The sequence below is a fragment of the Microcella sp. genome, from assembly GCF_030645145.1.
GTDB lineage: Bacteria > Actinomycetota > Actinomycetes > Actinomycetales > Microbacteriaceae > Microcella.
Map to the genome: position 1 here is coordinate 1 of NZ_JAUSMI010000041.1, position 10,207 is coordinate 10,207.

Below are 10,207 nucleotides of genomic sequence, written 5' to 3' on the forward strand. Positions count from 1 at the left end.
CGACAGTGAGCATCGTCGGGCGGTCCTGCCAGAATGGGTTCGCTACTACAACACGCAGCGACCCCATGGCTCTCTGGGCCACAGAAGCCCGATCACCGCACTTGCGGCAGCATGAACAACGTCACTGGGAACTACAGCTAGACCGTCTGAGCGTCGGCCCCGACCGCATCGCGCCGAGTGACCGTGCACGCGGCGCACCGCGCGAGTCTCCATCGTCGGCGCGGGTCGCCCCGCCGGGCGGGGTGGCTGGTGCCGGGAGTGGTGAGGCGCGGACGAGCAGCGGCAGCCGAGGAGCCGGAGCGCCCGCGACCTACGCGCGCGGTCCGTCGAGCCCGACGAGCTTGCCCGCGATGCCGCCCGCGGCGCGGAGCGCGGCCCCGCCGCCGAAGCCCGCCTGCGGGAAGACGATGCGCTTGTCGCGCGCCTCGACGATCGCGTCGACGAGCACCTCGGCCGCGGGTCGCTGCGGCGCCCACAGGTAGAGCGACAGCGCGCCGGGGATCGAGTTGACCTCGTTGACGAACAGCTCGCCCGTGGCCTCGTCGAGCAGGAGGTCGACGCGCACGACGCCCGTGAGGCGCGTGACGTCGGCGACGCGGGCCGCGAGGCCGCGCGCGGCCTCGTGCACGCTCTCGGCGACCTCGGCGGGGAACTCGCGCGGGGCGCTCGAGAGGCCCGCGTCGGCTCCGGCGCCGCCCGTGAGGTACTTCTCGGCGTACGAGTAGAGCGCGCTCTGGCTCTCGCCGCGCAGCGGCTTCTCGAGCTGCGTGATCTCGAGCTCGGGGTGCGTGCGGAACGAGATGTTGAGGTCGACGAGCTCGGGCCGGTACGGCTCGAGCACGGCCCCGTTGCGCAGGTGGACGCTCGCGCCCGCGAGCGCGCGCGCCGCCTCGATGTCGTCCGCGATCTCGATGCCGATCGACGAGCCGCCGAACCGCGGCTTGACGATGTACGGCCCGCCGAAGCTCGGCTCGCGCAGGGTCGACACGGCCTCGCGCGGCAGCGAGGGGATGCCCGCGGCCGTCATGAGACCGCCGAACGCGAGCTTGTCCATGCCCACGGCCCCGGCGAAGAGTGTCGACCCTGTGGCGGGGATGCCCAGCAGCGAGAAGACGGCGGCGGCGCCGCCGCCCTCGCCGACGCCGCCGTGCAGGCACAGCAGCGCGGCTTCGAGCTCCAGCTTGTCTGCGCCGAACTTCTTGCGGCGGTAGATCCCCGGCTCGCCGGAGAGCCGCACCTCGAGCGCGACCGAGTCGCGCGGGGCGCCCTCGAGGTAGTCCTTCGCCTCGGTCGCGTCCGGCACACGGAACCACTCCCCCGTCGGCGACCAGTAGATCGGTACGACGCGGTGGCCCGCGGCGGTGAGCACGCGCTCGGCCTGCAGCCCGGTGAGGATGGAGATCTCGTGCTCGGGGCTCGGCCCTCCGAAGACGACGGCCCACGGTGCGGACTGCGCGGCAGCGCTCATGATTCCCCTGTCAGGTCGTGCGCCGCGGCCTGGTGCCTCCCCGGGCGGCGACTCACGGATAGTGGTCGGGGAGGTCGTTCTCGTAGAGGATAACGCCCCGGTCGGCGGCGGCACGGACGGCCTCGGCGACCGCGGCCTCGCGCGAGTCGACCGCGTGGGCGCCGGCGCCGTACCCCTCGAGGAGCGCGGCGCGGTTGGTGCGGCCGACGGCGTAGAGGGTCGCCCCGGCCGCCTTGATGGCGGCGCCGAAGGCGCGGTTGCGCTCGGCCTGCACGGGACCGAGCTCGACCATGCCGGGGGTCACGACGACGAGGTCTCCCCCGCGCTCGGCGGCGAGGCGCGCGGCGCCCTCGAGCGCGCGGTGCGCCCCGACGGGGTTGGAGTTGTAGGTGTCGTCGATGACGAGCGCGCCGCTCGGGGCCTGCTGCACCTCGGCGCGGTGCTGCGAGCCGGGGAGGTCGGAGAGGCGGCCCGCGATCGTCGCGACGGGGACATCCGCCGCGAGGGCGATGCCCGCCGCGACCGCGATGTTGACGGCGTGACCGGTGCTCGAGATCGTCACGGGCGTCGGCGCCGCGTCGCGCCCGATGCGGATGGTCGCGGCTCCCGTCGAGGCGGCATCGTCGGCGCCCGTCGCGTCGAGCACGACGTCCGCGTCGGCGCCCGGCCGCAGCGACACCGTCACGACGCGCTTGCCGGCCGCCGTGCACTCCTCGGCGAGGCGCGCGAGGCGCTCGTCGTCGATCGGCAGCACGACGGTGCGGGCCCGCTCGGTGATCTCGGCCTTCGCGCGGAAGATCACGTCGGTCGAGCGCATGCGCTGCAGGTGCGCCTCACCGATGACCGTGATCGCGGCGATGTCGGGCGGGAAGTGCGTCGACAGCTCGCGGATCTCGCCTGCGCCGAAGATGCCCATCTCGGCGACGAAGATCTCGGTGCCCGGCACGAGCTTGTCGTTGACCGCGCGAGAGAGGCCGAGGCGGTTGTTGAAGGATGCGGGGCTCGCGACGGTCGTGTACGTGGCCGACAGCAGGTGGGCGACGTAGTTCTTCGTGCTCGTCTTGCCGTACGAGCCGGTGATGGCCACGACGCGCGGCTTGACCTGGTCGAGGCGCTTGCGAGCCTGGTCGACGAACCTCTTCGATCCGGCCTTCTCGATCGGCGCCGTGATCGCGAGGGCGAGGTCGGTGAGCGGCGCGCTCAGCAGGAGCACGAGCGCGGGGCCCGCGGCGCCGAGGACCGCGGCGAGCGCGAGGGCGGCGACGAGGTGCACAAGGATCCACGCGACGAGCAGGCGCTTGACGCGGTCGGTGAGCACGAACTTCGCCGAGGTGCCGCGGGGCTTGAGCCCGAACGGGAGGAGGGCGAGCAGCACGACCGCCGCGAGGGCCGCGAGGGCGAGGAGCGAGTCGGCGCCCGTCGAGACGATGCCGATCGCGGCGACGACGACGAGCAGAGCGGCCACCGCCGCACCGAGCAGGGTCAGCGGCTCGCGCGTGAGCCACAGGCCCGCCATGCGCGAGACCCACGTCGGAACGTAGTGCTCGCGCTGGGCGACGCGCAGCCAGCGGGCGGCGACGGGCACGGCGGCGACGACCGCCAGGCCGAGCGCCACGAGGGTGAACGGCGAGGTCAGCAGGGTCATGCGGTGCGGTCCAGTTCGTCGAGGAAGGTCAGGAGCTCCTCGCGCACGGCGAGCTCGAGGTCGCCCGTGAGGAGGTGCTCGGTGCCGCCGACGACGCGGAAGCTCGCGCCGCAGCGCTCGGCGGCGACGCGACCGGCGTCGGTCGGGGCGGCGGTGTCGCCCTCGCCCCACACCATGCGCACGGGGCACGTGAGCGCCGCGAGGTCGTCGTCGTAGTTCTCGCCCACGGTCTTCACGAGCACGCCGCGCATGACGCCCTGAGCGGCGCGGTAGTCGGCGGACCCGCGCTGGTTGCGCAGGGCATCCATGCGCTCGTCGCTCAGGAGGCCGGCACCGTTCGCCCAGCGCGCGATGCGGTACGACAGCGGCGGGGCGGCGGGCGCGGCGAGGCGCACGAGGGGGGCGCCCGTGAGGACGAGGCCGCGGACGAGCTCGGGGCGGCGGGCCGCGAGGCGCACGGCGATGCGGCCGCCGAACGAGTGGCCGACGATCACGACGGGCGCGTAGGCGGCGATGGCCTCGGCGACGAGCTCGGCGTACTCCTCGGTGCCCCAGACCTCGTCGGGAGCGGGCGCCGGGCCGAAGCCTGGCAGGTGCAGGCTCACGGCGTCGAGGCCCGACACGATCGTCTGGAAGTCGGTGCCGTCACGACCCCACCCGTGGAGGGCGACGACGCGCGGAGGGGTGGCTCCGGTCTTCTCGGCGAGAACGCGGCCGCCCGCGAGTGAGGTGATCACGCGTTCAGCCTACCGTCAGGGATCCCCCGAACAGGGGTCAGGATGCGGCGCGCTCGCGCGCCGTCCGGCTCTGCGCGCCTCACTCGCCCTGCGGCTCGTCGCTGTCGGTCGCGAGGTGCGGGGCGAGCTCGCGCGGGTCGAGCGTGCCGTCGAGCACCTGCGCCACCTGCGCGACGATCGGCATGTGCACGCCGCGCTGCTCGGCGAGCTCGAGGATGGGGCCGACCGACGAGAGGCCCTCGGCGGTCTGATTCATCTGCGCGATGACCTCGGTGAAGGCGTAGCCCTGCCCGAGCAATCGGCCGGCGGTGTTGTTGCGCGAGAGCTTCGACTCGCACGTCGCGATGAGGTCGCCGAGCCCCGCGAGGCCCGACATCGTCTCGGGGCGTGCGCCGTACGCGACCGCGAAGTGCGTGAGCTCGACGAGGCCGCGCGTGATGATCGAGGCCTTCGTGTTCTCGCCGTAGCCGACGCCGTCGGCGATGCCCACGGCGACCGCGATGAGGTTCTTCAGAACGCCGCCGAACTCGGTGCCGATGACGTCGGTGTTGACGAACGAGGCGAAGTAGTCGTTCGTCGCGGCGGCCGCGACCGCGACGGCGGTCGCCCGGCTCGAGCTCGCGACGACCGCGGCGGTCGGCTGCTGCTTGGCGATCTCGAGGGCGAGGTTGGGCCCGCTCACGACGGCGATGCGGCCGGGGTCGACCTCGAGCTCCGACGCGATGACCTCGCTCATCCGCAGTCCCGTTCCGCGCTCGACGCCCTTCATCAGGCTGACGATCGGCACGTCGGGCGGCACGATGTCCTTGATCGAGTGGAGGTTCGAGCGCAGCGACTGGCTCGGCACCGAGAGGTAGACCTGCTGCGCACCCGCGAGCACGCGCTCGAGCGAGTCGTGCGCGCGCAGGTTCGGCGGCAGGTTGATGCCCGGCAGGTAGTCGCTGTTGCGGTGGGTCTCGGTGATCTCCTGCGCCACCTCGCGGCGCCGCGCCCAGAGGACGACGTCGCTGCCGCCGTCGGCGAGCAGCTTCGCGAAGGTGGTGCCCCAGGAACCGGCGCCGAGGACGGCGATGCGGAGGGCATCCGGTTCGATGTGGGCGAGCGGCAGTCGCAGCGCCTCGGTCAGCGGCGGATGCTCGCGCGCGGGCGTCGCGTCACTCAAAACGGCCGGTCTCCTTCTGGTTGTTCTTCACCGGATCCCACCGCTCGGCCGGCGGCGTCTCGCCGCGCAGGTCGCCGAGCAGGGCGGCGATCGCGTTCATGACGCGGTCGGTGCCCTCGGCGAGCACCGCCTGGTCGATCGGGCGGCCCATGAGGTCGCTCAGGTCGACGGGGTCGCCGAACTTGCACACGATGCGCTTGCGCGGGAAGAAGCTGATCTTCTTCGAGTACCGCGCCATGACGTGCTGCGTGCCCCAGTGGGCCGCGGGGATGATCGGGACGCCCGCGGTCAGCGCCATCCGCACCGCGCCGCTCTTGCCGCGCATGGGCCACAGCTCCGGGTCGCGCGTGAGCGTGCCCTCGGGGTAGATGATGACGGCGAGCTCGTTGTCGACGAGCTGCTTGGCCGCTCGGAGCGGCGCCGCGGAGCGCCCCCCGCCCTCGCGCTCGACGGGGATCTGCCCGGAGGCGCGGAGGATCGCGCCGACGATCGGGTTCTTGAACACGCTCGACTTGGCGAGGAACCGCGGGACGCGGCCGAGCCCCCACACGAAGCGGCCCATGATGACGGGGTCGATCTCGCTGTAGTGGTTCGGCGAGAGGATGAACGCGCCGTGCTTCGGGACCTTGTGGCCGTCGACCGTCACGTACTTCGCCATGACCGTCAGGATCGGCAGGAGCAGGGCGGCGAGGAAGTACCAGATCGCCGTCTTCTCGCGCCGCCGCTTCACGGGGCGGCCGTCAGGACTCGGAGCCGCGGTCGTGCTCGAGGGGGTGTCGTCGGTCACGGCACCAGGCTAGCCGGTGCCGCGACCCCGCTCGGGAACCCGCCTCAGGCGAGCTCGAAGTCGGCGCCGAGCTGCTCGAGCTTGTCGATGAACAGCTCGTAGCCGCGGCTAATGATGCCGACGTTGCTGATCGTCGAGGTGCCCTCGGCCGCGAGAGCGGCGATGAGGTGGCTGAAGCCGCCGCGGAGGTCGGGGACCCGGACGTCGGCGCCGTGCAGCGGCGTCGGGCCCGTGATGACGGCAGCCTGCTCGAGCGGACGGCGCGGCACGCGGCGCGTGATCGACGCGATGCCGCTCTTGTAGACGACGATGTCGGCGCCCATCTCGTTGAGCGCCTCGGTGAACCCGAAGCGGTTCTCGTAGACGGTCTCGTGCACGACCGACTGGCCCTCGGCCTGAGTGAGGGCGACGATGAGCGGCTGCTGCCAGTCGGTCATGAAGCCGGGGTGCACGTCGGTCTCGACCATGACGGGGCGCAGCGGAGTGCCGGGGTGCCAGAAGCGGATGCCGTCCTCGAGCACGTCGAACATGCCGCCGGCCTTCCGGTAGACGTTGAGGAACGTCATGAGCTCCTGCTGCTTCGCCCCGCCGACGACGATGTCGCCGCGGGTCGCGAGAGCGGCGGATGCCCAGCTCGCGGCCTCGTTGCGGTCGAAGATCGCGGAGTGCAGGTAGCCGTGCAGCTTCTCGACGCCCTCGATCACGATGACGCGGTTGGGCTCGACCGAGATGATCGCGCCCATCTTCTGCAGGATCGCGATGAGATCCATGATCTCGGGCTCGATCGCGGCGTTCTTGAGCTCCGTTGTGCCCTTGGCGCGGACCGCGGAGAGCAGGACCTGCTCGGTCGCGCCGACGCTCGGGTACGGCAGCTCGATGCGCGCGCCGCTGAGCCCGTTCGGGGCGGTGAGGCGGATGCCGTCGTCGAGCTTCTCGACGGTCGCGCCGAGGGCGCGGAGGGCGTTGAGGTGGAAGTCGATCGGGCGGTCGCCGATCTTGCAGCCGCCGAGGTCGGGGATGAACGCCTCGCCGAGCTGGTGCAGCAGCGGGCCGCAGAACAGGATCGGGATGCGGCTCGACCCGGCGTGCGCGTTGATCTCGGCGATGTGCGCGCTCTGCACGTTCGTGGTGTCGAGGAGGAGCTCGCCGGGGGCCTGCTCGGTCACGACGACGCCGTGCGCCTCGAGGAGCCCGCGGACGACGTGGACGTCGCTGATCTCGGGCACCGACTTGAGCGTGCTCGGGTCGTCGGCGAGGAGCGCCGCGACCATCGCCTTCGTGACGAGGTTCTTCGCCCCGCGGACCTCGATGCGGCCCGTGAGCGGCTTGCCGCCGTGGATCACGATCGTGTCGGAGGCGAGGCCGACGCGCTGGGCGGCCTTCTGGGAGTCCATGTCGAGGGTCGTGGTCACTGGTGCCTCTTCCGTTCTGCCCGGGTTCACCGGGCGGGGAGCGTGCGCGGCCGCCATGCTTCGCGGCGGGCCTCGAAATCGGTGATCGCCTGCTCGTCGCGGAGGGTCAGCCCGATGTCGTCGAGCCCCTCCAGCAGGCGCCACCGCGTGTAGTCGTCGATGTCGAAGGGGGCAACGATATCGCCGACGCGGACATTCCTCGCCTCGAGATCGACCGTCGCCTCGAGCCCGGGCTCCGCCTCGATGGCGGCCCACATGCGCTCGACCGTCGGCTCGTCGACGGTGCCGGCCAGGAGGCCCTGCTTGCCGGCGTTGCCGCGGAAGATGTCGCCGAACCGCGGGCTGATGACGGCGCGGAAGCCGAAGTCGCGCAGCGCCCACACGGCGTGCTCGCGGCTCGAGCCGGTGCCGAAGTCGGGGCCGGCGATGAGCACGCGCGGGTTCGCGTACGCCGGCTGGTTGAGTACGAACTCCGGGTCCTGCCGCCAGGCCGAGAACAGCCCGTCGTCGTAGCCGGTCTTCGTCACGCGCTTGAGGTACACGGCGGGGATGATCTGGTCCGTATCGACGTTGGAGCGGCGCAGCGGCACCGCGACTCCGGTGATCGTCGTGATCCTCTCCATCACACACCCGCCTTCGTCGAGTCGGCCATGCCCGCGTCGAGCAGGCTCGGATCCACCGCGATGCCGTCGGCGACGAGGTCGGCCGGGCTCGAGAGCGTGCCGCGGATGGCCGTGGCGGCGGCGACGAGAGGGCTCACGAGGTGCGTGCGCCCGCCCTTGCCCTGCCGGCCCTCGAAGTTGCGGTTGCTCGTCGAGGCGCAGCGCTCGCCCGGCGCGAGCTGGTCGGGGTTCATGCCGAGGCACATCGAGCAGCCGGCGAAGCGCCACTCGCCGCCGAAGGCCTCCACGACCTTGTCGATGCCCTCCGCCTCGGCCTCCAGGCGCACCCGGGCCGAGCCGGGGACGACCATGACGCGCACGCCGTCCGCCTTCTTCTGGCCCTTGATGATCGAGGCGAAGACGCGCAGGTCGTCGAGGCGGCTGTTCGTGCACGAGCCCATGAAGACCGCGTCGACGGCGATCTCCTTCATCGGGGTGCCGGCCGTCAGATCCATGTACTCGAGCGCGCGCTCGGCGGCGCTGCGCTCATTGGGATCGATGATCGTCGACGGGTCGGGCACCGAGTCGTTGAGGTTGACACCCTGGCCGGGGTTCGTGCCCCACGTGACGAAGGGCTCGAGCTCGTCGGCGTCGATGAACACCTCGGCGTCGAAGACCGCGTCGTCGTCGGTGCGGAGCGTCGACCAGTGCTCGATCGCGGCGTCCCAGTTCGCGCCCTCGGGCGCGTGCGGGCGGCCCTGGAGGTAGGCGAAGGTCGTCTCGTCGGGGGCGACCATGCCGGCGCGCGCACCCGCCTCGATCGACATGTTGCAGATCGTCATGCGGCCGTCCATCGACAGCGCGCGGATCGCGGAGCCTCGGTACTCGAGGACGTAGCCCTGACCGCCGCCCGTGCCGATCTTGGCGATGACCGCGAGGATGATGTCCTTCGCCGTGACGCCGGGTCGCAGTGTGCCCTCGACCGTGATCGCCATCGTCTTGAAGGGCTTGAGCGGCAGCGTCTGCGTCGCGAGCACGTGCTCGACCTCGCTCGTGCCGATGCCCATCGCGAGGGCGCCGAACGCGCCGTGCGTCGAGGTGTGCGAGTCGCCGCAGACGACGGTGATGCCCGGCATCGTGAGTCCGAGCTGCGGACCGACGACGTGCACGATGCCCTGCTCGACGTCGCCGAGCGAGTGCAGGCGCACGCCGAACTCGGCGCAGTTCTTCCGCAGCGTCTCGATCTGGATGCGGCTCGTCGGCTCGGCGATCGGCTTGTCGATCGCGAGCGTCGGGGTGTTGTGGTCCTCCGTGGCGATCGTCAGATCGGGTCGGCGGACGGGTCGGCCCGCCATGCGGAGGCCGTCGAAGGCCTGGGGGCTCGTGACCTCGTGGACGAGGTGGAGGTCGATGTAGAGCAGGTCGGGCTCGCCGTTCTCGCCCTTGGCGACGAGATGCGATTCCCACACCTTCTCGGCGAGCGTGCGCGGACGAGAGGTGTCGACGGAGTGAGCGGTCATGACGCGATCGTGTCCTTCTTCGTTCAGGGGTTCCGGCCGACGGCGGACTCCGCGACGAGAGTGGCCTGGAGGATCAGGACTCGCCGCGGCGACGAAGGAGGAGTCGACCGAGAAGCATCGGCCCAGACTATCATCGGCGCCCCGCTCGCCCGCGCCCGGGCGCCCGCGGGCCCGGGTCTACACTGCACGCATGCATCGGGTCTTCGGGGTAGCGGTCTCGGCCGTGTATCCGCTCTACGTGACGAAGCTCGAGCGCAAGGGCCGCACGCGCGCCGAGCTCGACCAGGTCATCGAGTGGCTCACGGGACTCGACGACGACGAGCTCGCGCGACACCTCGAGCAAGGCTCGACGTTCGCGGAGTTCTTCGCCGCGGCGCACCTCAACCCCAAGGCCGAGCTCATCACGGGCGTCATCTGCGGCGTGCGGGTGGAGGAGATCGAGGACCCGCTCATGAAGCGCATCCGATACCTCGACAAGCTCGTCGACGAGCTCGCGCGCGGCAAGGCGATGGAGAAGGTTCTGCGGAGCTGACGCCGGTCAGGACCCGTCGAGGAGGCGGATCCGGAACGACCCGAGGTGGAGCGCGTCGCCCGCCTCGACCCGCAGCGGGTGGCCGGGCGAGACCGGCAGGAGCTGCCCCTCGGGGGTCGCGCGCTCCGTGCCGTTCGTCGACGCGAGGTCGTGGACGAGCAGAGCGCCCTGATCCGGCTCGATCGCCGCGTGCGTCTTCGACACCGAGCGCTGCGGATCCGTGAGGCGCACGAGCTCGGCGCCGCGCCAGCCGTCGAGCTCGGCGGGGTCGCGCCCGAGCAGCATCCGACCCGTGACCGGCAGGCGACGGCCGTCGGGCAGCTCGATCGCGAGCGCTCCGGG

Annotated in this window: 11 protein-coding genes; 2 read left to right on the forward strand and 9 right to left on the reverse strand. The window is 71.9% G+C overall.

Annotation, left to right across the window (positions count from 1 at the left end; translation table 11 throughout):
* The coding region (locus Q7T15_RS12325) for an integrase core domain-containing protein (protein ID WP_370689082.1) at nucleotides 1–115 on the forward strand (115 nt) is incomplete at its 5' end.
* A 195-nt stretch (nucleotides 116–310) separates the two neighbouring features.
* Here Q7T15_RS12325 and Q7T15_RS02365 read toward each other — a convergent pair.
* The 8 genes from Q7T15_RS02365 to leuC all read right to left on the reverse strand — a co-directional run bounded on the left by Q7T15_RS02365 (nucleotide 311) and on the right by leuC (nucleotide 9,333).
* Nucleotides 311–1,468, reverse strand: coding sequence for a hypothetical protein (locus Q7T15_RS02365; RefSeq protein ID WP_304692897.1), 1,158 nt, complete (start codon nucleotides 1,466–1,468; stop codon nucleotides 311–313).
* A gap of 52 nt (nucleotides 1,469–1,520) precedes the next feature.
* The gene (locus Q7T15_RS02370) at nucleotides 1,521–3,113 is read right to left on the reverse strand and encodes a UDP-N-acetylmuramoyl-tripeptide--D-alanyl-D-alanine ligase (protein WP_304692901.1); all 1,593 of its coding nucleotides are present in this window, start codon (nucleotides 3,111–3,113) and stop codon (nucleotides 1,521–1,523) included.
* Nucleotides 3,110–3,850 (reverse strand): alpha/beta fold hydrolase, encoded by a 741-nt coding sequence (locus tag Q7T15_RS02375; protein WP_304692904.1) that lies wholly within the window; start codon nucleotides 3,848–3,850, stop codon nucleotides 3,110–3,112. Before Q7T15_RS02375 ends, Q7T15_RS02370 begins: the two co-directional genes overlap by 4 nt.
* Before the next feature lie 79 nt (nucleotides 3,851–3,929).
* Entirely contained in the window at nucleotides 3,930–4,958 is a 1,029-nt protein-coding gene (locus tag Q7T15_RS02380; protein WP_304692916.1) for an NAD(P)H-dependent glycerol-3-phosphate dehydrogenase, read from the reverse strand.
* A 46-nt stretch (nucleotides 4,959–5,004) separates the two neighbouring features.
* A complete protein-coding gene (locus tag Q7T15_RS02385; protein ID WP_304692906.1) occupies nucleotides 5,005–5,799 on the reverse strand; it encodes a 1-acyl-sn-glycerol-3-phosphate acyltransferase in 795 nt (264 codons plus the stop codon).
* A 44-nt stretch (nucleotides 5,800–5,843) separates the two neighbouring features.
* Nucleotides 5,844–7,193, reverse strand: coding sequence for a UDP-N-acetylglucosamine 1-carboxyvinyltransferase (gene murA / locus Q7T15_RS02390; RefSeq protein ID WP_304692918.1), 1,350 nt, complete (start codon nucleotides 7,191–7,193; stop codon nucleotides 5,844–5,846).
* A 44-nt stretch (nucleotides 7,194–7,237) separates the two neighbouring features.
* On the reverse strand, nucleotides 7,238–7,834 hold the full coding sequence (gene leuD / locus Q7T15_RS02395; protein WP_304692908.1) for a 3-isopropylmalate dehydratase small subunit: 597 nt from the start codon (nucleotides 7,832–7,834) through the stop codon (nucleotides 7,238–7,240).
* The gene (leuC, locus tag Q7T15_RS02400; RefSeq protein ID WP_304692910.1) at nucleotides 7,834–9,333 is read right to left on the reverse strand and encodes a 3-isopropylmalate dehydratase large subunit; all 1,500 of its coding nucleotides are present in this window, start codon (nucleotides 9,331–9,333) and stop codon (nucleotides 7,834–7,836) included. The genes leuD and leuC overlap by 1 nt, the downstream gene beginning before the upstream one ends.
* Nucleotides 9,334–9,523: 190 nt before the next feature.
* Between leuC and Q7T15_RS02405 the strand changes: the two genes are divergently transcribed.
* Nucleotides 9,524–9,865: a DUF2200 domain-containing protein gene (locus Q7T15_RS02405; protein ID WP_304692912.1), complete on the forward strand. Its 342-nt coding sequence runs from the start codon at nucleotides 9,524–9,526 to the stop codon at nucleotides 9,863–9,865.
* A 6-nt stretch (nucleotides 9,866–9,871) separates the two neighbouring features.
* Here the strand turns inward: Q7T15_RS02405 and Q7T15_RS02410 are convergent.
* Nucleotides 9,872–10,207 (reverse strand): FHA domain-containing protein (locus tag Q7T15_RS02410; RefSeq protein WP_304692914.1); only part of this gene is annotated, 336 nt, incomplete at its 5' end.